Annotated in this window: 18 protein-coding genes, 3 tRNA genes and 1 pseudogene; 9 read left to right on the forward strand and 13 right to left on the reverse strand. The window is 49.9% G+C overall.

Going from position 1 to position 22,595, the window contains the following annotated elements; genetic code table 11:
* Positions 1-7: 7 nt before the first annotated feature.
* Entirely contained in the window at positions 8-280 is a 273-nt protein-coding gene (locus FOC66_RS05595) for an ACT domain-containing protein (RefSeq protein WP_003680574.1), read from the reverse strand.
* A gap of 107 nt (positions 281-387) precedes the next feature.
* A complete protein-coding gene (locus tag FOC66_RS05600; protein ID WP_003747491.1) occupies positions 388-1,527 on the reverse strand; it encodes a polyamine ABC transporter substrate-binding protein in 1,140 nt (379 codons plus the stop codon).
* Positions 1,528-1,856: 329 nt separating this feature from the next.
* On the opposite strand from FOC66_RS05600, the gene FOC66_RS05605 reads away from it, so the two are divergent.
* Together FOC66_RS05605 and parE are read left to right on the forward strand one after the other, a co-directional pair.
* Positions 1,857-2,393 carry an RNA pyrophosphohydrolase gene (locus FOC66_RS05605; protein WP_003747493.1) on the forward strand — a complete coding sequence of 179 codons (537 nt, stop codon included), beginning with the start codon at positions 1,857-1,859 and terminating at the stop codon, positions 2,391-2,393.
* Between the two features lie 68 nt (positions 2,394-2,461).
* Positions 2,462-4,447: a DNA topoisomerase IV subunit B gene (gene parE / locus FOC66_RS05610; RefSeq protein ID WP_003747496.1), complete on the forward strand. Its 1,986-nt coding sequence runs from the start codon at positions 2,462-2,464 to the stop codon at positions 4,445-4,447.
* 209 nt (positions 4,448-4,656) lie between these two features.
* Here parE and FOC66_RS05615 read toward each other — a convergent pair.
* The 4 genes from FOC66_RS05615 to FOC66_RS05630 form a co-directional block, all read right to left on the reverse strand.
* A tRNA-Asp gene (locus FOC66_RS05615) sits at positions 4,657-4,733 on the reverse strand.
* Positions 4,734-4,766: 33 nt separating this feature from the next.
* A tRNA-Val gene (locus tag FOC66_RS05620) sits at positions 4,767-4,842 on the reverse strand.
* 125 nt (positions 4,843-4,967) lie between these two features.
* Positions 4,968-5,561 (reverse strand): GTP cyclohydrolase II, encoded by a 594-nt coding sequence (gene ribA, locus FOC66_RS05625; RefSeq protein WP_003747497.1) that lies wholly within the window; start codon positions 5,559-5,561, stop codon positions 4,968-4,970.
* Positions 5,554-6,219, reverse strand: a complete 666-nt coding sequence (locus FOC66_RS05630; RefSeq protein ID WP_003747499.1) for a hypothetical protein — start codon at positions 6,217-6,219, stop codon at positions 5,554-5,556. Before FOC66_RS05630 ends, ribA begins: the two co-directional genes overlap by 8 nt.
* Before the next feature lie 161 nt (positions 6,220-6,380).
* On the opposite strand from FOC66_RS05630, the gene FOC66_RS05635 reads away from it, so the two are divergent.
* Both FOC66_RS05635 and FOC66_RS05640 read left to right on the forward strand, forming a co-directional pair.
* Positions 6,381-6,465, forward strand: a tRNA-Leu gene (locus FOC66_RS05635).
* A gap of 162 nt (positions 6,466-6,627) precedes the next feature.
* Complete coding sequence (locus FOC66_RS05640) at positions 6,628-7,968, forward strand: DUF2868 domain-containing protein (RefSeq protein ID WP_003747501.1); 1,341 nt, start codon at positions 6,628-6,630, stop codon at positions 7,966-7,968.
* Between the two features lie 73 nt (positions 7,969-8,041).
* On the opposite strand, the gene FOC66_RS05645 is transcribed toward FOC66_RS05640, so the two are convergent.
* The 3 genes from FOC66_RS05645 to grpE form a co-directional block, all read right to left on the reverse strand.
* Positions 8,042-8,260, reverse strand: a complete 219-nt coding sequence (locus FOC66_RS05645) for a hypothetical protein (RefSeq protein WP_003747503.1) — start codon at positions 8,258-8,260, stop codon at positions 8,042-8,044.
* Positions 8,261-8,528: 268 nt separating this feature from the next.
* Positions 8,529-10,457 (reverse strand): molecular chaperone DnaK, encoded by a 1,929-nt coding sequence (gene dnaK / locus FOC66_RS05650; protein WP_003747505.1) that lies wholly within the window; start codon positions 10,455-10,457, stop codon positions 8,529-8,531.
* Between the two features lie 302 nt (positions 10,458-10,759).
* Complete coding sequence (gene grpE / locus FOC66_RS05655; protein WP_003747507.1) at positions 10,760-11,320, reverse strand: nucleotide exchange factor GrpE; 561 nt, start codon at positions 11,318-11,320, stop codon at positions 10,760-10,762.
* 150 nt (positions 11,321-11,470) lie between these two features.
* Here grpE and cysE point away from each other — a divergent pair, with 150 nt between their 5' ends.
* A complete protein-coding gene (gene cysE / locus FOC66_RS05660; RefSeq protein ID WP_003747509.1) occupies positions 11,471-12,289 on the forward strand; it encodes a serine O-acetyltransferase in 819 nt (272 codons plus the stop codon).
* A gap of 74 nt (positions 12,290-12,363) precedes the next feature.
* On the opposite strand, the pseudogene FOC66_RS05665 reads toward cysE, so the two are convergent.
* Positions 12,364-12,953 (reverse strand): annotated as a pseudogene (locus FOC66_RS05665) (tyrosine-protein phosphatase).
* A gap of 124 nt (positions 12,954-13,077) precedes the next feature.
* Between FOC66_RS05665 and mnmC the strand changes: the two are divergent.
* Complete coding sequence (gene mnmC, locus FOC66_RS05670; protein ID WP_003747515.1) at positions 13,078-14,688, forward strand: FAD-dependent 5-carboxymethylaminomethyl-2-thiouridine(34) oxidoreductase MnmC; 1,611 nt, start codon at positions 13,078-13,080, stop codon at positions 14,686-14,688.
* 77 nt (positions 14,689-14,765) lie between these two features.
* Here mnmC and FOC66_RS05675 read toward each other — a convergent pair whose 3' ends face one another.
* Together FOC66_RS05675 and FOC66_RS05680 are read right to left on the reverse strand one after the other, a co-directional pair.
* Positions 14,766-17,138 carry a TonB-dependent hemoglobin/transferrin/lactoferrin family receptor gene (locus FOC66_RS05675; protein WP_003747517.1) on the reverse strand — a complete coding sequence of 791 codons (2,373 nt, stop codon included), beginning with the start codon at positions 17,136-17,138 and terminating at the stop codon, positions 14,766-14,768.
* 168 nt (positions 17,139-17,306) lie between these two features.
* Positions 17,307-17,930, reverse strand: coding sequence for a biliverdin-producing heme oxygenase (locus FOC66_RS05680; RefSeq protein ID WP_003747519.1), 624 nt, complete (start codon positions 17,928-17,930; stop codon positions 17,307-17,309).
* 393 nt (positions 17,931-18,323) lie between these two features.
* Between FOC66_RS05680 and FOC66_RS05685 the strand changes: the two genes are divergently transcribed.
* From FOC66_RS05685 to FOC66_RS05695, 3 genes are read left to right on the forward strand one after another with little or no spacing between them, the layout of a single operon-like run.
* Positions 18,324-19,634, forward strand: coding sequence for a paraquat-inducible protein A (locus FOC66_RS05685; RefSeq protein ID WP_003747521.1), 1,311 nt, complete (start codon positions 18,324-18,326; stop codon positions 19,632-19,634).
* Positions 19,631-21,292 carry an intermembrane transport protein PqiB gene (gene pqiB / locus FOC66_RS05690; protein ID WP_003747523.1) on the forward strand — a complete coding sequence of 554 codons (1,662 nt, stop codon included), beginning with the start codon at positions 19,631-19,633 and terminating at the stop codon, positions 21,290-21,292. Before FOC66_RS05685 ends, pqiB begins: the two co-directional genes overlap by 4 nt.
* Positions 21,292-21,810: a PqiC family protein gene (locus tag FOC66_RS05695; protein WP_003747525.1), complete on the forward strand. Its 519-nt coding sequence runs from the start codon at positions 21,292-21,294 to the stop codon at positions 21,808-21,810. Before pqiB ends, FOC66_RS05695 begins: the two co-directional genes overlap by 1 nt.
* 56 nt (positions 21,811-21,866) lie before the next feature.
* On the opposite strand, the gene grxB is transcribed toward FOC66_RS05695, so the two are convergent.
* Positions 21,867-22,577, reverse strand: a complete 711-nt coding sequence (grxB, locus tag FOC66_RS05700) for a GrxB family glutaredoxin (RefSeq protein ID WP_003747527.1) — start codon at positions 22,575-22,577, stop codon at positions 21,867-21,869.
* Positions 22,578-22,595: the final 18 nt, after the last annotated feature.

Raw genomic sequence — 22,595 nt, forward strand, 5'->3', positions numbered from 1 at the left:
CTCCGACTTAAATACGGTGCATGGCTTGGAAAATTTCTTCGTTTTGCATGCGGATATCAAGCGCGAGTTTTTTGCTTTCTTCCGCAAACAAATCCAAAACTTCTTGACGCGATTTGGTGCATTTTGAAGTATCCACCAAAATAATCATGGTAAAAAAATCGTCCATCAGCTGTTGGCTGATGTTGAGAATATTGATTTGGTTTTCCGCTAAAATTTTGGAAACGTCGTACACAATGCCCACACGGTCTTTGCCGATGACGGTGATGACTGAATTGTTCATAACTCTGTTTCTCCTGATAGGATATTTGAAAAGTGTTGACAATTATAACACTCAGGCCGTCTGAAAAACTGTTTCAGACGGCCTGAGTATTCAAATTTCAATGTTCATTATCGCCCTGCTTTCAAAGCCTGCCACAGGCGAACGCTGAGCCTGCTTGCATCGGTTGACTTGGGAGAGACGATGAAACTTTTTTCCATCAATTTCTTACTTGGGAAAATCGATTCGTCAGAGGTGTATTTTTCATCCATCAAATCCCGCGCCGGACGGCTGGCCGGGGCATAAGTCACATAGTTGCCGTTTTTGGCCGCCGTTTCCGGATTGAGCGTGTGATTGATGTATTTGTGTGCATTGGCCACGTTTTGCGCATCACGCGGAATCATCAGCGAATCCACCCAAATACCGACGCCGTTTTTCGGTGTCAATACTTCGATTTCTACGCCGTTTCCGGCTTCTTTGGCACGGGTTTTGGCAATATTGAGGTCACCGCCATAGCCTACCGATACGCAAAGGTTGCCGGCCGCCATATCGTCGATATAGCCCGACGAGGTAAAGCGTTTGATGTCGGGACGCACTTTTTTCATCATATTGACGGCGGCTTTGATGTCCTCAGGGTTTTCGCTGTTCGGATCTTTGCCCAAATAATGCAAAGCCAAAGGAATCTGCTCGATGGCGCTGTCGAAATAGCTGATGCCGCAGGATTTCAGTTTTCGGGTGTATTCAGGGTTGAACACCAAATCCCATTCGTTTTCAGGCAGCTTGTCCGTACCCAAAGCCTTTTGAACCTGCTGCTTGTTAATCGCCAGCGTATTGATGCCCCAGAAATAAGGGACGGCATATTCGTTGCCCGGATCGACGGTTTCCATCATTTTCAACAAATCGGGATCGATATTGGCATAATCGGGAATTTGCGATTTGTCGATTTTTTGATATGCGCCGGCTTTAATCTGGCGGCCGACATTGGCAATAGACGGCGCAACCAGGTCATAACCCGACTTGCCGGTCAGCAGCTTGGCTTCCAGCGCTTCGTTGCTGTCGTAGTAATCGTAGCGGACGTTGATATGCGTTTTGTTTTCAAACGCAGACAGCGTGGCCGGATCGACATAATCCGACCAGTTGTAGATATTGAGTTTATCGGTTTGGGAAGAGGAAGTTTGAGATGCGGAAGATTCTGCGGCGGTTCCTTGTCCGCCGCTGCACGCAGTCAAGACGAGGCTCACGATTGCCGCCGCCATCAAAGATTTTTTCATGGTTTCAGACCTTTTGTTCGGGGGGTAAAAATATTGCAGCGGTGGCAGATGCCACTTACAAAAGGGAAACTGTGGGGGCGGCCGGCATGTGTCCTTTGCCCTTGATTCAGCAAGGTTCGCATTAAACGGCAAAAAGCTTTTGAATGCAAGACCTTAAAGCAGAAAAAATTCTCCCTTTTCAGACGGCCTGAAGCTATGGTTTTATTCATAAACAACATTTTTTTCAGAAACGGTTTCATGCCGTCTGGAAAAAACTGTGTGCTTATTCAGACGGCCTCAAGATTTGTCAAAACTGCCCAATTTGTGGGAAAATTGCACGATTGAATTTAATGAAGGGCGACCCCGTGTTAGACAGAGAAGGCTATCGCCCCAATGTCGGTATTATCCTGATTAACGAACGTAACGAAGTCTTTTGGGGCAAACGCGTACGCGAACATTCTTGGCAGTTTCCGCAAGGCGGCATCAAGCCGGGCGAAAGCCCTGAGACCGCCATGTACCGCGAGTTGTACGAAGAAGTCGGCCTGCTGCCGCAACATGTCAAAATTATCGGCCGCACGCGCGACTGGCTGCGCTATGACGTGCCCAGCCACTGGGTGCGCCGCGAATGGCGCGGTTCGTATCGCGGACAAAAACAGATTTGGTATCTTTTGCGTTTGGTCGGCCGCGACAGCGACGTCAACCTCCGCGCCTGCCATCATCCTGAATTCGACGGCTGGCGTTGGCATCAATACTGGGCGCCGGTTGACGAAGTCATCGACTTCAAGCGCGGCGTGTATTTGGGCGCATTGACCGAACTTTCCCGTTTCTTGCGCGGCATAGAAAGCTATGAAGAATTTATCCGTCGCAATCCAATAGAAAACCTATAACCCCAACGCTTTCAGGCCGTCTGAAAGCGTTGTTTTTCTTCCTTTCAGACGGCCTTTACATTATTCCTATGGCTAAAAACAATCAATACAGTGAATCCAGCATTACCGTCCTCAAAGGCTTGGAGCCGGTCAAAGAACGTCCCGGCATGTACACCCGTACCGACAGCCCGACCCATATCTGTCAGGAAGTGATTGATAACGCGGCGGACGAGGCGTTAGGCGGTTTCGCGACTGAAATTGACGTGCAAATTCATGAAGACGGTTCGCTTTCCGTGCGCGACAACGGCCGCGGTATTCCCATCGGTCTGCACCCTGAAGAAGGCGTACCCGTAGTCGAACTCGTGTTCACCCGTCTGCACGCAGGCGGCAAGTTCAATAAAAAAGACGGCGGCAGCGCGTATGCCTTTTCGGGCGGCCTGCACGGCGTCGGTGTATCCGTGACCAACGCCCTCTCCACCCGCCTTGAGGTAACGGTCAAACGCGAAGGCAAAATCCACCGCATCGTCTTTTCCGGTGGCGACGTCATCGAGCCTTTGACTGAAGTGGGCAAATGCGCCGTCAAAGACAGCGGCACCGAAGTGCGCGTATGGCCGGACGGCAAATATTTTGAAAGCCCGAATTACAGCATTCCCGAACTCGAGCGATTATTGCGCGCCAAAGCCGTGTTGCTGCCCGGTGTGCGCGTTTCCCTAACCCGTCCGGTCAAAGGCGAAGACGAAGCGCATACCCAAACTTGGCACTATCCAGACGGCTTGAAAAGCTATCTGACCGACCTCATTGCCGACGCGCAGGAAGCCGTGCCTATCTTTTCCTGTGAAAACTACATTTCAGACGGCCACAACGGCGATTTCAGCATCGGCGAAGGTGCAGCATTTGCCCTGACTTGGCTGGAAGAAGGTTCGTGTGCCAACGAAAGCTACGTCAACCTCATCCCCACCCCGTTGGGCGGCACGCACGAAGCAGGCTTGAAACAAGCCGTGTTCAACGCGGTCAACAACTTCATCAACCTGCACAACCTCTTGCCGCGCGGCGTAAAAGTGCAAAGCGACGATGTGTTCAGCAAAACTGCCTTCGTCCTCTCCGCCCGCGTCCTCGACCCGCAGTTCCAAGGTCAGACCAAAGACAAACTGACCAACCGCGACGCGTTGAAACTTGTTGCCGCCGTATCGGGCGACCCTTTGGAATTGTGGCTGAACCAAAACGTGGACTTCGGCAAAAAAATCGCCGAACTCGCCATCCGTCAGGCACAAGCGCGGATGCGTTCGGTTAAAAAGATTGAAAAGAAAAAAGGCAGCGGCGTCGCCGTCCTGCCCGGCAAACTGACCGACTGCGAAAGCGAAGACATTCGCGAAAACGAACTCTTCCTCGTCGAAGGCGATTCCGCCGGCGGCTCCGCCAAACTCGCCCGCGACAAAGCCACCCAAGCCATCCTGCCCCTGCGCGGCAAAGTGCTCAACAGCTTCGAAGTCCACCCCGACCAACTTTTCGGCAACGCCGAAATCCACGACATTTCCGTCGCCATCGGCGTCGATCCGCACGGCATCAACGACAATCCCGATTTAAGCGGCCTGCGTTACGGTAAAATCGCCATCCTGTCCGATGCCGACGTGGACGGCTCGCATATTCAAGTTTTGCTGTTGACCCTGTTCTACCGCCACTTCCCGAAACTGATTGCCGACGGACACATCTACGTCGCCCAGCCGCCGCTGTTCCGCGTCGATGTCAACGCACAAGGTAAGAGCAAACCCGCCCGCAAATTCTACGCCCTCGACCAAAACGAACTCGACAGCATTTTGGAGCGACTGCAAAAAGAAGGCGTTAAAGAAACCGCCTATTCCATCAGCCGTTTCAAAGGCTTGGGCGAGATGAACCCCGACCAGCTCAAAGACACCACCATGCACCCCGACACCCGCCGCCTGTTGCAGGTACAAATCCCCGAAGGCGCAGATGATGAAACACGCGACATCTTCGTCAAACTGATGGGCAAAGGCGAAGCCGCCGCCCGCCGCGCATGGATGGAAAAAGAAGGCGATACGGCAGAATTGGATATTTAATCCATTGTTTCAATAGACTAAAGGCCGTCTGAAACGTTAAAAGTTTCAGACGGCCTTTTTTAAAACATAAGAAAATTAAGATTAAACAGTATTTCAATTTCTATACACTGTGGTTATTTACCGGTTTCTATTTTCGCGGCTTAATTTTGCCTTTAACCTTTAATAAGACAAACAAAAAAGCACTGATATAATCAGTGCTTTTTAAATAATGGCGCGGCGGACGGGGCTCGAACCCGCGACCCCCGGCGTGACAGGCCGGTACTCTAACCAACTGAGCTACCACCGCGCATCCACTGTCAAAGACAATGAAAAGGAAACTTGGTGGGTGATGACGGAGTCGAACCGCCGACATTCTGCTTGTAAGGCAGACGCTCTACCAACTGAGCTAATCACCCGATAAGCCGACATTAAATCAAAAAATCAGATTACGCGCAAGGTTTTTATTTAAATAAAAATATATCCCATTGAAAGAATATAGAATATTTTATTTAACAATAAAAATAACCGTTATGCCCATCTATCAATCAAAAATCAAATGCCCCAATTTATCCGCCTTGGTATGCAGATAACGCTCATTTTCCACATTTTCGCCGACATGTAATGCAATGCGTTCAACCACATTAATGCCGGAATCTTTCAACGTTTGAATTTTCTCAGGGTTATTAGTCAGCAACCTGACTTCACGAATATGCAGATAATCATAAATCTGCTTGGCCAAAGTAAAGTCGCGCGCATCAACAGGAAGGCCGAGTGCAACATTGGCCTCAACCGTATCCAAGCCTTGGTCTTGCAAACGATACGCACGGATTTTGTTTATCAAACCAATGCCCCTGCCTTCTTGGCGCAAATATACGATAACACCACGCCCTTCTTTCTGAACGGCCTGCATCGCCGCTTGAAGCTGAGGACCGCAATCACATTTCACCGAAAATAAAGCATCGCCGGTCAAGCACTCGGAATGAATACGCGACAACACAGGCAGGCCGTCTGAAACATCGCCCATCGTCAATGCGACATGTTCCTGCCCGCCCTCTTCTTCAAAGCCGTGCATGGTAAATTCGCCCCATTCCGTAGGCAAACGGCATGACGCGACAAACTTCAAGGCCTTACTCATTTTCCGCTTCCTCGTTTTCAGCCACGCCCAAGAGGTTTTTCAAAGGTTCCGCCAAGGCTAATGCAAGGGCAATCCAGGCCACCAATACTTCGTCCGGCGCACCGTCCTTGACATCAAACTCAGCATGTACCACGCCTAAAACCGCACCGCTGGGCATACAGACAGGAACAGAAATCTGGCTCAAGCCGGGATGATTGCGTTCGGCTGACAATTCACCAATTTCCTGCCAATACGCCACATTCTGACAAACATTCATCCAACCGCTTTGCGCCGTACGCACAGCCAAAAAAGCCTGCCCGGTCGGCTCATCGATTGGAATCACATTTTCCAACGGCACGCCCCAACGGCTCAGCCGAACCAGCGACAACGCGCCATCTTTCGGAAACGCAGTATAAACGGCTGCGCTTTTCAAATGCTCGGTGCGCTCGGCAACCGAATCCAAAGCCATAAAAATCTGTTTCAGCAATAATTCATGTTCGGCATCGACATAATCCGCCAATTGCCAACCGTCTTCAGACGGCCACAAAATCGAACGCTCAACCGAAGCATTACCCATTTTAATCACAGCCTGGGCAGTCAAATAAGCAACATGTATCTCATCCGCAGGCAGCTTCAAACCTTGCGTCTGCAAAAAATCTTTAATCAATAAAGCAGGCATCAGCCCTTCCTCACCAAATGGAAAGTTGAGGCCGTCTGAAAACAAACCCTGCTTTCAGACGGCCGGAATAAGTCATTATATAAGGGATAAACCGACAAATTCAAGCAAACAAGACTTTGCGCCCCCATTAATCTTGTGTATAATCCACAACTCAAATTAGTGCGGACGTGGCGAAATTGGTAGACGCACCAGATTTAGGTTCTGGCGCCGCGAGGTGTGAGAGTTCGAGTCTCTCCGTCCGCACCACACTAAAAATAAGCAGCTTTCGGGCTGCTTTTTTTACATCTATTCCACTATATACCCTATTCAAAATCAAAACTGCTTTTAATTTTTTGACCTTTGCAAAAAAGGGTTTATTTGGGGGTATAACAGACGTTTCCATTTTATCTTTCAGACGGCCTATCATTTATGTTGAATCCATCGCAAAAACTTGTCGAATTGGTCCGTATCCTTGAAGAGCGTGCCTATATTTTTCCGGGAGATCCTGTGCAGGCGACGGAAGCGTTGCAACATATTGACGGCGGCAATGAGGAAAAACTGATACGCCGCGCTCAAATTATTGACCGCGACAAGCATTTGAAATATGTGTTGCAACAGGTGGAGACAGGCTCGTTTTGGCTTTGGATTGTTGCGGCGACGTTGTTGTTTACGGTCGGTTTTTCCAGCACTTATCTGTTGATGGACCATCAGGGACTGAACTTTTTTCTGGTGTTGGCCGGAATTTTGGGCATGAATACGGTCATGCTGCTGGTGTGGCTGGCGACTTTATTCCTGCGTTTGAAAAATGTGCACTTTATCAGCAGTCCGGCAACTTGGTTCCGAGGTAAAGACCCGGTCAATCAGGCTATTTTGCGGCTTTATATGGGCGAATGGCGCAAACCGCAAACGCGTTGGCTGATTGGCGCAACCTCACACAGTCTGTGGCTTTGTACGCTGTCGGGGATGTTGGTTTCTGTTTTGCTGCTACTTTTGGTGCGTCAATATACGTTCAACTGGGAAAGTACGCTTTTAAGCAATACGGCATTGGTGAAAACGGTTGAGGCTTTGTCATGGCTGCCGGAACGTTTGGGCTTTCCTGTTCCCGACAGTCAGGCCGTAATTGCAGGCCGTCTGAACAATCATATCGAAGATGCACGCGCTTGGGCGGGTTTACTCATCGGCAGCATTATCTGCTATGGCATTCTGCCGCGCTTGATTGCTTGGCTGGCTTGCAAGATTACTTTAAAAACCCTTCGCGAACGTTTGGATTTGAATCAGCCCTACTATCAAAACATCCTCCGCGCATGGCAAACGAAGATTGTCGATGCCGATGATTTTCAGGAAAACATCGTTCCCGTTTCATCTAAAATTACGCTGAACAATGCGCCTAAATGGGCTGTTACACTGGAAACGGAATGGCCTGAGCCGCTTTGGTTTTCCGGCGTTTTGGCGCAAGAATGGATAGACAAAGGCGTAGTCGCCGGCAGAAAAGATTTGGAACAATTGGAAGCCGAATTGAAACAAACTCCGGCGCAACTTCTCATCGGCGTACGCACGCAAACTGTTCCCGATCGCGGCATTTTGCGTCAAATCAGCCGCTTGGCCGAAGCCACGGATGGCGGTGTTATCATTCAGCTTTTGAATCAAGACAGTTTCTCTGAAGATTTGGATACCAAACTGGATTATTGGCGCGATGCGCTGGCAGAAAGAAACATTGCCTGGCTGGAGCCGACCCGTTTGGCACAAGAAAAACGGCAAAGCGCTATTTGACAGATAAACCGAAGGCCGTCTGAAAACTGATGTTTGGGTTTCAGACGGCCTTATATATTGTTGAGGATTCATCTTAATGAGGTTCGTAGTGATGCTCTTGATGATGTTTGGGCTTAGCTGCGTGGTGTCTGGCTTTAGGTGCAGGTTTTTTCATTTTTTGCGGTTTGGCTTTTTTGTGCATACGCTCTTGTTTCGGATGCATGTCGTGCTTGCCATGCGCAGAAGCGACTGGAGTCAAGACCAAACCTGCAGCGGCAACCATCAAAGAGGTCATTTGAATCAGTTTTTTCATATTTATCTTCTTTCAAGAGGTTGATTTGAGGCAAAAATAAGCATTTATTCGCACTCAATCGATGGACAAATATTAATGGCTTTGACTGTCAGCTGCTGTCAACATTCGGCGAAATCTGTTCAAAATTCGACAATAGAAATATGGTAACACGATGATGTAGCAAGGTTTTGAAAGTTTACCGTCAATTTTGACAAAGCGTCTTTACATATTCCCCAAACAACAAAAAGCGCGAACCTTTCGATTCGCGCTTTTTTTCAGACGGCATCAATTATTTTTTGTCGTCTTTTACTTCTTCAAAGTCGGCATCTACAACGTCGTCGTCTTTCTTAGCAGAAGACTCGGCTTGTGCGCCCTCGCCTGCTTGTGCTTCGGCTTGCGCTTGAGCGTAAACCATTTCGCCCAGTTTTTGGCTGGCTGTGCCCAAAGCTTCGGCTTTAGCATCGATAGTGGCTTTGTCGTCGCCTTTAACGGCTTCTTCAGCTTCTTTCAACGCAGCTTCGATTTTTTCTTTCTCGGCAGCATCGAGTTTGTCGCCGTAGTCGGCCAAAGATTTTTTCACGGAGTGAATCAGGGCTTCGGCTTGGTTGCGTGAAGCGACCAATTCAGTCAGTTTTTTATCTTCTTCAGCATTGGCTTCGGCATCTTTCACCATGCGTTCGATTTCTTCTTCGCTCAAACCGGAAGAACCTTGGATGGTGATGTTGGCAGCTTTGCCGGTGCCTTTGTCTTTGGCAGAAACGTGCAAGATACCGTTGGCATCGATGTCGAAAGTAACTTCAATTTGAGGCATACCGCGTGGTGCAGGTGCGATGTCGGTCAAGTTGAACTGACCCAAAGACTTGTTGGCAGAAGCACGTTCGCGTTCGCCTTGCAGCACATGGATGGTTACCGCGCTTTGGTTGTCTTCGGCAGTAGAGAACACTTGAGACGCTTTAGTCGGGATAGTAGTGTTCTTTTGAATCAGCTTGGTCATCACGCCGCCCATGGTTTCGATACCCAAAGACAGAGGCGTTACGTCCAGCAGCAATACGTCGCTGCGGCCGCCGCTCAATACTTCGCCTTGAATTGCTGCACCTACGGCAACGGCTTCGTCAGGGTTCACGTCTTTGCGAGGCTCTTTGCCGAAGAAGGCTTTAACGGCTTCTTGTACTTTCGGCATACGGGACTGACCGCCGACCAAAATCACGTCGTCGATGTCGCTGGTGCTCAAGCCGGCATCTTTCAATGCGATTTTGCAAGGCTCGATAGAACGTTGAATCAAATCTTCAACCAGGCTTTCGAATTTGGCACGGGTAATTTTCATGGCCAAGTGTTTCGGACCGGTTGCGTCCATAGTAATGTACGGCAGGTTGATTTCGGTTTGCTGACCGCTGGACAATTCAATTTTGGCTTTCTCGGCAGCTTCTTTCAGGCGTTGCAGAGCCATGACGTCTTGTTTCAAATCAATGCCTTGTTCTTTTTTGAACTCGTCAATGATGTAGTCGATCAAGCGTTGGTCGAAGTCTTCGCCGCCCAAGAAGGTGTCGCCGTTGGTTGCCAATACTTCGAATTGTTTGTCGCCGTCGATGTTGGCAATTTCGATGATGGAAATATCGAAAGTACCGCCACCCAAGTCATACACGGCAATTTTACGGTCTTTGCTGTCGCCTTTGTCCATACCGAATGCCAAAGCGGCTGCAGTCGGTTCGTTGATGATGCGTTTTACTTCCAAACCTGCGATGCGGCCTGCGTCTTTAGTTGCTTGACGTTGGCTGTCGTTGAAGTAGGCAGGAACGGTAATCACGGCTTCGGTTACTTTTTCGCCCAAGTAAGCTTCGGCTGCTTCTTTCATTTTACGCAAAACTTCTGCGGAAATTTGAGGAGGAGACAGCTCTTTGCCTTGTGCTTTTACCCATGCGTCGCCGTTGTTGGCTTTGATGATTTCGAAAGGCATGGACTCGATGTCGCGTTGTACTTCTTTGTCTTCAAATTTGTGGCCGATCAAACGTTTGGCCGCGTAAATAGTGTTTTTAGCGTTGGTTACCGCTTGGCGTTTTGCAGGTGCGCCGACGAGGATTTCGCCGCCGTCCAAATAAGCGATAACGGAAGGAGTGGTGCGTGCGCCTTCTGCGTTTTCGATTACTTTGGTTTGACCGTTTTCAGAAATGGCCAAACAAGAGTTGGTTGTACCTAAGTCAATACCGATTACTTTTGCCATATTATGTTGCTCCTAAATAAACTTTTCTTAATTAATAATCCTGTGGAACATTTCGTTCCGATGGCTTGTAAATAAGGTTGCTTCATTTTTTTTCAAGGCCTATTTTGAATTTTTTTTAAGATTAAATTCAAGTGCTTGATTTATTTATCCACAAGCCGTTTATTCTTTTTTCAGACGGCCCGGTTTTCATTTTCCGATTCCGGTTTATCGGAATGATTTTCCAATAGCGGAACATCGGGTTTTGAAACCGGATAAGGCCGTCTGAAGATTTTATGCTTGATAAACTGTATCAAGCGATGCCTTCAATCTTCTTTTTTCGCCACGACAACCATTGCAGGACGCAGCACGCGGTCGGCCAATGTATAGCCTTTTTTCATCACGCTGACGATGGTATTCGGCTCTTGCTCGCTGACGACTGCCTGCATCGCTTGATGTTGGTGCGGATCGAGTTTGTCGCCCGGCTGCGGGTTGATTTCTTTAATATGTGTGGCATCAAATGCTTTTTGCAGCTCGTTCAAAGTCATTTGCACGCCCATTTTCAGCGCATCGAAATTGCCGCTTTGGTCCAGCAGCGCCATTTCGAGATAATCTTTAACCGGCAACATTTCTGCTGCAAATTTTTGTCCGGCGAATTTATGGGTGTCGGCGATTTCCTGCTGATGGCGGCGGCGCAGGTTTTGCTCGTTTGCCAGACCGCGCAATTCGCTGTCTTTGAGCTGGCCTTCCAACTCGGCGACACGCGCCTGAAGCTCTTCGTAAGTCGGTTCGGCCTGTTCGGTTTCAACGGTTTCGGCAGTTTCTACGGCTGCCGCTTCTTCTGCTTCGTGTTGATGTTGTTCGTTATGCTCCGTCATTTCTGACATCCTTTTAGCGTGTTGATATTCGATGTTTCATATATAAGGCCGTCTGAAAAAACTTCAAGCATTTGAATGCCGATTATCAAATGCCTTGTTAAAATACGTTGGAAAACGGTAAGATAACCATCTGATTGTATTCTTCAGACGGCCTCAAACATGAAAAAAGACCATTTGAATTCAACTGATTTTAATCTGTGGCACACCATCCGCGAAGAAACCGAAGCCGCCGCCGCGGCCGAGCCGATGCTGGCGAGCTTCCTGCATCAAACCGTATTGCGCCACCAGTCTCTCGATTCGGTATTGGCCTACCATCTTTCCAGCAAGCTCGGCAGTCCGATTATGGACGTACGTGCACTGTTTGAAATTTATCAGCAGGCTTTAAGTGCGGACACCCGCATCAGCAAATGTGTCGAGGCCGACTTGAAAGCCATTTACGAGCGCGACCCGGCTTGTGATGAATATTCGCTGCCGCTGTTGTATTTCAAAGGTTTTCACGCCGTACAGGCGCACCGCATCAACCACTGGCTTTATCAAAACGGCCGCAAAACGCTGGCGTATTTCCTGCAAAACCGCATGTCGGAAGTGTTCGGCGTCGACATTCACCCGGCTGCGCGTTTCGGTCATGGTTTAATGCTCGACCATGCCACCGGTTTTGTGGCCGGTGAAACCGCCGTCTTGGGCAACAATATTTCCATCCTCCACGGCGTAACGCTGGGCGGCTCGGGCAAAGAAAGCGGCGACCGCCACCCGAAAATCGGCGACGGCGTGATGATTGGTGCGAACGCTTCGATTTTGGGCAACATCCGCATCGGCAAAAATGCCAAAATCGGCGCAGGCAGCGTGGTGGTTGCCGACGTACCGTCTTCGATTACCGTTGTCGGCGTACCGGCCAAACCGGTCGGCCGCTCTTCCAAAACCCCGTCTGCCGATATGGATCAAAGCATTCAATTATCATCTACGGATTTTGTGATTTAAACCGTCTGTCATTAAAAAGGCCGTCTGAAAAAACAAATCTTTCAGACGGCCTTTTTATGTTTTGAATCTTGGCGTCAACCGCGTTTGCGCAAGGCTTCCAAATGCGTTTTAACCTGCTTGACTTTCTCCTCGGTAAACAGCTTGGCAATGTTTTTCCAAATGCTGTGATAACCGTAAGGCCCGTGTTGCATTTCGGCTTTTGCCTCTTCCACCGGCCAGCCTTGATAGATGATGCGGTACATTCCGGCAATCAAACCGGTACGGTCCGCGCCATGATAACAATGGATAAGCACTGCGCCGTTTTGCTGTTGTTTTTCAATCAGGTATAGGATTTCCGCAATCTCTTTCGGCTTAATGCTCCATGACAGCAACGGACGGTTTAGCAATTCAAACCATACGCCTTCAAATGGTCGTCATCGTTGCGGTCGAAAAAGCGCAGGTTGATCACGCTTTGAATGCCCAGCTTGACAATGGCTTCGCCATCTTCGGCAACGGGCTGCTCGCTGCGGTAAAGCTTGTCATCGATGCGATAAAGGTTGGCATCGTGTTTAATGGGTGTTGCCCACCGTTTGGACTGAAAGGCTTTGCCGCCGTTATCCGGCGGCGCGGATAAACAGGCAACGGGCAAGCCGGAAGCGAGAAGGCACAATAAAAGACGGCGCATAAAATTCCTGTATGAAAATCAATGGGAAAACAAATATCGAAAGATTTTATCAAAACCCGTCCGGATATTCTATCCGCGCAAACCGCGTTACAATAAAGCCTCTTTTTTCAGACGGCCTTTCATCATGACCTGCCTTGCTTGGAACACCACACCTTCCCTTGCTACCCTTTGCCGCGCCATCGAACAACATACCGCGCCGCTTTATTTGATTGTCTGCCTGCCTGAAAACCATATTCCCGATTTTCCATTATCGAATCGGCCATCCGAGCTTGAAGGCCGTCTGAACAGCCGCCTCGTTCAAGCCATGAAATGCCTTCAGTTCAACAGCGTCAATGTTTTGGAAAACCTCTTGCCTGACGTGCACCTTTGGCTGGTTCCGCCACACCGCGCCGACTGCTTGCACGAACATTTCCCTCATATCGAATGGCAAACCGAAGCCATACCCCAATCCATCCCAACTCCTCTAAAACCTTGGTTCAGACGGCCTGAACATCAAGCCGCGCCCGAACACGTCCTGATTATCGGCGCAGGCATTGCCGGCGCAGCGACCGCACGCAAACTGGCGGAACACGGCGTACGCGTTACCGTTTTAGAGGCCGGAAAAGCGGCGCAGGCAGGCAGCGGCAACCGCCAAGGCTTGCTCTACGCCAAAATCTCGCCGCACGATACCGAACAAACCGAGCTGCTGCTGACAGGCTACGGCTACACGCGCCGATTACTGGAAAACTTGCTGCCCAACTCCGACGCATGGGGAGGCGACGGCGTATTGCATTTGAATTTTGACGACAGCGAACGCAAACGCAATCAAGCCTTGGGTTTGCAACACCAGCATAAGCACCTTTACCGCAGCGTATCCGCCGAAGAGGCTGCGTCCATCGCAGGCATAGACGTATTTTCAGACGGCCTTTACTGGCCGCAAGGCGTATGGCTGAATCCGCCTGCCGTCGTGCATGCCTTATTGAACCATCCGCTGATCGAGTTACACGAACACTCGCCGCTGACCGCCGTATCACATAACGGCGCACAATGGACGGCACACACGCCAAACGCGCATTTCAACGCCAGCCATATCGTTTACTGCATGGGTGCGCACAGCCCGACTGCTGCCGACACCAATGTCTCCGCCCTGCCTTTCCGCCAAATCCGCGGCCAAACCGGCGTTGTGTCCGCCAGCCCGTTTTCACAAAAGCTGCATTGCGCTATTTCCGGCGAAAGCTACATCAGCCCGAGCTGGCAAGGCAGCCACTGCTACGGCGCAACATTTGTCCTCAACAGCAACGATGAAACTTGGTATCCGCACGAAGAAGCCGACAACCGTGCCGCCCTGCACCAGCTCAATCCGCCATTGGCACAATCCCTGTTTGAGCAAAATTCGTTTTCAGACGGCCTTCAAGACACACAAGGCCATGCCGCCCTGCGTTGCGACAGCTTCGACCACTTGCCCGTTGTCGGCGCACTCGGCGACATCGCCGCCATGCAGTCCGCCTACGCCAAACTGGCATTGGACAAGAACTACCGCCTCGACAATATTCCCTGCCCTTACCTGCCCCATGCCTACATCAATACGGCACACGGCACACGCGGCCTGGCGACAGCCCCCATCTGCGCCGCTGCCATTGCAGCCGAAATACTCGGCTTGCCGCATCCGCTATCACAAAGGCTGAGAACCGCACTACACCCCAACCGCGCCATCATCCGCGCGATTGTTCGGCAGCAACCGTTGTTATCCGATTAAGGATTTCGTTTTAACTAAAAAAGGCCGTCTGAAAGTCATCAAAACTTTCAGACGGCCTTTAGCTATCCGTTAACTGCTTAGAATTTCCATTCCAGCGATACGGCGTAATTGCGGCCGGGTGCGCGGTAGCGGTCTAAGCCTTTGCCATCGCGGTCAACCCCGTTGGTGGTGCTGTAGCTGTACAGACCGCGCAGAGAGTCCCAAGTAGTGTATTTTCGGTTGAACACATTATACACGCCCGCGCGCAGGGTCAGGTTTTTCACTGGTTTGTAGAAGCCGTACATATCAAACACATAAGCCGATTTGTTCAGCCATGGGTAATCTACTACTTTTTCTTGCAAAGGCGTACCCCAACCAGTGTTTTCAAACACGGTATATTGAGCGTCTTTGGCCTTTTTCGCTCCCAGATAGGTCAAGCGGGAGAACACACCCCATTTTTCGCTCGGGCTTTCGTAATCGACACCGGCAATCACTTTCAGAGGCTGGGTGGACAGCAGGCTGTTGTTGCCTGACAGTTTGCTCTTCGCGTAACCGACAGAACCAAACAATTTCCAGCCTTCAGGTACAAAAGAAACCACTTGACCTAAATTCAGACGGCCTGTCAGCTCAAGACCACGGATTCGGGCCTTGTCGATGTTTTGCATCTGCCATTCCAGTTTTTCGGAATAAGGATTGCTACAAATACCATAGTAGTAATTCATCTGAGTACAGCCGACATCGCCACTGGTGGTCAGCTTCTGCTCTTCAGACAAGAAGTTGCGGTAATTGCTTTGATACAGGTTCGCATCCAAAGTGCCTTTTTCGCTGCGGCCTTGCAGAGAAAGGGTATGGGTGGTGCTGCGCTCGGCTTTCAGGTTCGGATTAGGCAACCAGGTACCTGAGCCGTGGTTGTAAGTGAAATACACTTCAGACGCATTCGGCACGCGGAAACCGGAAGTTACATCGTAACCCAAACGCCATGTCTGACTCAGCTGTGCAGCCAAGCCGACAAAACCGCTCCAGCCTTTATAAGTGTTGGCTGCAGGTGGTGTTTTGTCACAAGCATGACACTCGGCATTCAGTTGCTGCGGCGTCATTTTGGTGTAGTCGTAACGGATACCTGCGCGGCTGCTGAACACGTCGTTCCATTGGATTTGGTCAGACAGCGAGAAACCATAGTTGTTGGTTTTCACCGGATGCTGAATCGTGCTGGTCGTGCGTAAAATACGGCCGCTGAAGTAGTAGTCGTCGCGGTTTAAGTTTTCAAAATCACGTTGGCTGGCAAACGTTTTGAGGGACAAACGATGTTGACCGCCGAATTGGAACGGCTGGCTGTCCATACGCAATGTAATGCGTTTGAAGGTTGTATCCATGCTGCGGTTGTAGATTTCGTCCAAATCCTTCTGATTGTAGTTGCGCGTCCAGGTAGAATAATCTATCGGGAACGAGCCTTTGTTGTTAACCGCCGCTACTTTGGTTTTCTGATAATCGAAGTCCGCTTTCAACAACGACAACCAATTCGAATCGGGCGTCCACTCGTAAAACAGGTTGGCATTGCGCCGTCTGTTTACGTCATCGGCTTCTCGCCAAGAAGAAGCGGTCAGGTTATAAGACTCTTCGATCGTGTAATTGTGGCCCTGCTGACCGTTGAGAGATGCGCCGATACGGTGGTTGTCGTTGATTTGGTAAGCAATCTTACCCAAAAAGCTGTGGTATTTATGTTTGGACGGGTCAGGAATACCGCGCGCAGAACCACGGATATTCGCTCCGCTGCCGGCGCCCTCTACCGGATAACCACGCTCGCCCGCGCTTTCAGTCTCATGACCGCGACGTTGCGAATACAGCAAAGCGGCATCCACGCGGTCGTTGTTCAAACCGAACCCAAGTGTATTTGTCCATTCGCGGTTGCGGCTGCTGTAACCGTTTTTCATCATCACGCCGAACTGACGCTCAGGCAACAGCAAATCATGGCCTTGCAGGGTTTGGTAATTCACGCCGCCACCCAATGCGCCGCTGCCGGTATTGAAAGAGTCAGCGCCCTTCACGATTTCGATGTTGCGTACGAGTTCGGGGTCGATGGACAGGCGCGAACTGTTGAAGTTGCCATAACGGGCATACAGTGAGTTTTCTTCCGAATCAGGCAGGCTCACGCCGTCAATACTGACACCGACACGGTTGCCTTCCACACCGCGCACGGCAAAGCCTTTTTGATGGCGGCCGCTGTCGCTCAGGCCGACGTCGGTGGAGTAACGCACCAAGTCTTTGTTGTCGCGTATCATTTCCTGTTGAATGCGGCCGAGGTTGACACGTTCCACGGTTGCAGGCGCATTACGCTGGCCTTTAACGCGGACTTCTTTTATCTCTGCTTTAATGGGTGTGGTTTCGGTTGCAGCTTCATCCGCTGCCAAGACTGGATTGCCGAAAATACTGCCGACCAGCGCGGCAATAGGGAGCATTTGTAATGGTTTCATATTATCAACTCAAGATGTAATGGATTGTTCATCCATCAGTTAATGCATAAAAAATTTCTGATAATCATTAATGATTAATAAGACAGCAACCCGTACAACTAAATCTGTGTCGTGTAATTAAAGGTCTCTGCAAACATCCATGCCGAGACCTTGTTTGTTTCATTATTTTTAATGTCTGTGCGGCGTCATGCCTTCGGGGGCTTCTGTGCCTTCCGGCAAACCGAAAGTTTCACGCAGAATCACTTTATAGAAGGCAAACGCTTCCTGCGCGCCTTGAATGGCTTCTGCTTCGGCTTCCGGAGTTAAGTTCAGGGCATTCAGGTGCTCGACGAAGGCGCGCCAGTGTTTGCCGCGGCCGTTGGGATGCGGGGCCAGGTGGCGTGCGCCGTGTTCGCCGTTGTATTCGAGTTTTTGAGCGTGTTTGAACAAGAAAGCGGCGCCCAAATTTGAACCTTCGGCGCAATAGAGCCAGCCGATGGCTTTATTGCCTGTTTCATGCGGCAATTCTTTGTCGAATTTGTAAGGCTCTTCGCCCAAGTCTTTTAGGTCTTGGGTTACGGCATCGTAACGCGCCATGTATTCGAGTTCGGGAATGGCTTTGTTTAATTCGGCATCTTTATAGATGTGATCGACAGCTTTGTGGAAAACTGATTGGAGTTTCAAAAATTTGATGTAGTTTTCTTTGCTGACGAAAGGCTGGACAAACATAACCAAGTTATCAACGCTGTCGTGTGTAACTGTGGTTTGCTCTTTCAAGCGTTTGGCGAAAGTCAGCTCTTGGGTTTCACTCATGATGTTTCCTTTGAATAGGGGACAAACGGCTCCAGACGGCCTCTATTGTGTTGAAATGCCGTCTTCTTTGAAAAAATCGTTTTAAAAATAAAGAATGTAACTTTTTAAATGCTTCCGGCTCAGTGTTGGCGTGCCTTTTGCAATTCAATAAGTCTCATCTTTTTTAAATATAATATATATCATTTCTATTTCAATGACAATAAATTCAATTGGGTCTTATTAATAAAATCTAACGGCCCATAGCCAGCGTCTTCTGAAACCTTTGCTGCCTTTTCAGACGGCCTTCTTATGAAGCAGCCGCCATTCAACCAAATATCTGCTAAATTTGGGCTATCCTGCTGTTTTCCTTTATAATGCGACACTCTTTGCACCTTCTTTATCCCCTGCCGAACCATGAAACGGATTCCTGCCTACCATCGCTGGTGGCGCTACAAGTCTTATCTTCCTGATGCGACGCTGCCTGCACATACGGTGGAATGCCCCGATTGCGGCTGCCGTATGGATATTCCGCGCCTGCGTCAGGGGCAGGAAGCGCATTGTCCGGTGTGCAACCATGAAATCGTGGAGGTGGAAAACAATCCGTATATCGCGCCGATCGCCTATGCGCTGACAACCTTGATTCTGATGGCGTTTGCGTACAATATGGTGTATATCCGCGTCGATTTGTTCGGCGTGACATCGATTTTGTCGCTACCACAAATGATGCGGCTTTTAATTTCGCTGGATTACGGTTTTCTGGCGGAAGTGATGTTTATCCTTACTTTCGGCGCGCCTTTACTGTTTTTGCTGCTCTGCCTTTATGTTTATACGGCTTTGATACGCGAAAAGGCCTACCCTGCGCTGCGCTTTGCGACGCGTGTATTGGTGCGGCTGCGTCATTGGATTATGGTGGATGTGTTTTTCATTTCCACTTTGGTGGCGTATATCAAACTCTCGTCCGTTGCTACGGTAGAGTTCGGCTCGGCGTTTTATCTGATGTTTCCGCTGTCGGTCATGCTGATTCGGACTTCGGTATCGATTCCGCAGCATTGGGTTTATTATAAGATTCATCGTTTAACCGGCGGCCATGCGGTTCAGACGGCCTCTGAAGACAAAATCTGTTGCAGCCGCTGCCTGTATTTCCGCGATAAAGACGAGCAGCCTTGCGGCGTTTGCGGTGCGGACTTATACCGCCGCCGCCCGAAAAGCCTGAGCATTTCGCTGGCGTTTTTAGTGGCGGCGTTTATCCTGTATTTCCCTGCCAACATCCTGCCGATTATGATTTCGTCCAACCCGACGGCTTTGGAGATCAATACGATTTTCAACGGCATTGTTTATATGTGGGACGACGGCGACCGGTTGATTGCGGTGATTATTTTCAGCGCGAGCATTATGGTGCCGGTATTGAAGATTATCGCGATGGCGGTTTTGATTTATTCCGCATACTTCAAGCCTGTAATGAGCGCGGACAAAATGTCGGTTTTGTATCGGATTACCGAATCCATCGGCCGCTGGTCGATGATTGATATTTTTGTGATTATTATTTTGATGAGTTCGTTCCACACCAATATGGCGCGCGTCGTGCCGGGTGGTGCGGCGGTTTACTTCTGCCTGGTCGTTATTTTGACCATGCTTTCGGCCTATTATTTCGATCCCCGTCTGATTTGGGACAAACAACAGCAGCTTTCAGACGGCCTTGATTCTGACCAGACCTTAAAACAATGAAAAAACACGATTCTTCACCCAATTATCACGCCCCGGCGCGTGTCAAGAAAACCAATGTCTTCACTTCTGTCGTGTGGCTGATTCCGCTGATTGCGCTGATTGCCGGCGGCTGGCTTTTGGTTAAAGACATCCGCAACCGCGGCCCTGTCGTTACGCTGTTGATGGATAGCGCCGAAGGCATCGAAGTCAACAACACCGTTATTAAGGTATTGAACGTCGATGTCGGACGCGTTACCCGCATCAAATTGCGCGACGACCAAAAAGGCGTGGAAGTTACCGCCCAACTCAGCGCCGATGCCAAAGACCTTATCCGCAGCGATACCCAATTTTGGGTGGTCAAACCGCGTATCGACCAAAGCGGCGTTACCGGCTTGGGAACCTTGCTTTCCGGCTCTTATATCGCATTTACACCTGGCAAAAGCCAAGAAACCAAAGATGTATTTGTCGTCCAAGACATTCCGCCGATTGCCGCCATCGGTCAAAGCGGCCTGCGCCTGAATTTGATCGGCAAAAACGACCGCATCCTCAATGCCAGCAGCCCGATTTTGTATGAAAACTTTATGGTCGGCCAAGTAGAAAGCGCGCATTTCGACCCGTCCGACCAAAGTGTGCATTACACCATTTTCATCCAAAGCCCCAACGACAAACTGATTAATTCGGAAAGCCGTTTCTGGTTGGAGAACGGCATCAATATCGAAACCACAGGCAGCGGCGTCAAACTCAACTCCGCTCCTCTGCCTGCCCTGCTGTCGGGCGCGATTTCGTTTGATTCGCCGAAAACCAAAAACAGTAAAAACGTCAAAAGCGAAGACAGCTTCACGCTTTATGACAGCCGCAGCGAAGTGGCCAATCTGCCTGACAACCGCTCGCTGTATTACACCGCATTCTTCAAACAATCCGTACGCGGCCTGACTGCCGGTTCGCCCGTCGAATACAAAGGCCTGAATGTCGGCGTGGTTTCCGACGTTCCCTATTTCGACCGCAACGACAGCCTGCATTTGTTTGAAAACGGCTGGATTCCCGTGCGCATCCGCATTGAGCCTTCCCGTTTGGAAATCAATGCCGACGAGCAAAGCAAAGAGCATTGGAAACAACAATTTCAGACGGCCTTAAACAAAGGTCTGACTGCCACCATCTCCAGCAACAACCTGCTGACCGGCAGCAAAATGATTGAGTTGAACGATCAGCCTTCCGCCTCGCCCAAGCTGCGACCGCATACCGTTTATGCCGGCGATACCGTTATCGCCACACAAGGCGGTGGTTTGGACGATTTGCAGGCAAAAGTGGCCGATTTGTTAGACAAGTTCAACAACCTGCCATTGGATAAAACCGTTGCCGGCTTGAACGGCTCGCTTGCCGAGCTCAAGTCCACACTCAAATCTGCCAATGCCGCCCTAAGCTCTATTGACAAACTGGTCGGTAAACCGCAGACACAAAACATTCCGAACGAGCTGAACCAAACCCTGAAAGAATTGCGTCAAACCCTGCAAGGTGTATCGCCGCAATCGCCTATCTACGGCGACGTGCAAAATACGCTGCAAAGTTTGGACAAAACCTTAAAAGACGTTCAACCCGTGATTAATACTTTGAAAGAAAAACCCAATGCGCTGATTTTCAACAGCAGCAGCAAAGACCCCATCCCGAAAGGAAGCCGATAATGCGCCTCTTCCCGATTGCCGTCGCCCTGACGCTTGCCGCCTGCGGCACCGCGCAAAGCACACAATATTTCGTCCTGCCCGACAGCCAGTACATCCGTCCGGCTGCACAAGGCAACGAAATCGCGGTCAAAGTCAACCTTGCCGAACCGCTTGCCAACGGCGGCCTCGTTTACCAAACCGACGCCTATCATGTGAATCTGGCGAAAAACCACCTTTGGGCGGCGCCACTCGATGGCGCGTTGGCGGCCAACCTCAGCAACAAGCTCAACCGCCTCAATCCGCGCTATACTTTCGTCCCTGCTTCACGCAGCCAAAGCAGCCAAACCCTGAAAGTCTATATCGAAGCCTTCCAAGGCAGCTATCAGGGGCAGACCACCATCAGCGGTTATGCACAATGGCCGGACGGACGCAGCAAACCGTTTAACGCCATCACGCCACAACAAGGCGACGGCTATACCGCCATGCTTGAATCGTTGGAAAACGGTTTGTCACAGGTTGCCGATACGATTGCCTATTAAACCCAAAGGCCGTCTGAAAGATGTTCAGACGGCCTTTTTTATGTTTCAAACATTCATCACAACGCACGGTCAAAATACAGAGCCACGCCGGATCGCTCGCTCATCGCCAGCAAATAATCCATCAATTTTTGCGGCCATTGAATACCGCGCACAACGGTCAGATTGCGCAAAATAGGGAAAGTCAGGATATCTTCCAAACTGATTTCACCGCCCAAACCCTCGCCTTCGCACACCAGCGTTTTCAGTTCGGCCAAGTCTTGATGCAAACGCTCCAGATACTGCGCCGTTTTGTTCAGATTAGTCTCGAAATTGCCGATATTTTTCTCTTTTTTGTCAATATAGTATTGTTTCGCTTCATCGGTCTCAAATTCGGGCAGGCCGATTTTGACCATGCGCGGCTGTACCAATTTGTTATTGTATTCGCCCACTTTGTCCAACCAAGCCTGAACCTCAGGACGAACCTCTTCTTTCAGACGGCCTTGATCGATATAGCGGACAATATCCAAACTCTCGCCCATAAACGAACCGTCTTCTTTTTGCAAAATCGGCACTTGTTTTGAGCCAATCATGCCAATCGGCGTAGCTTCGTCATCGTTCGCCAAAACAACCTCTTCCACCGCCACATCGCGCAAGCCAAAAATCATCCGCGCACGGACGCAAAATGGGCAATGGTCGTAAATATACAGTTTCATGGCAATGCTCCTTAAAATTTCAAAACGGTTAACCATAACACCCAAGGCCGTCTGAAACAAGGCTTCCTGAAACATAGTGCAGCATTCGCATAC

The sequence above is a fragment of the Neisseria mucosa genome, assembly GCF_013267835.1.
GTDB lineage: Bacteria > Pseudomonadota > Gammaproteobacteria > Burkholderiales > Neisseriaceae > Neisseria.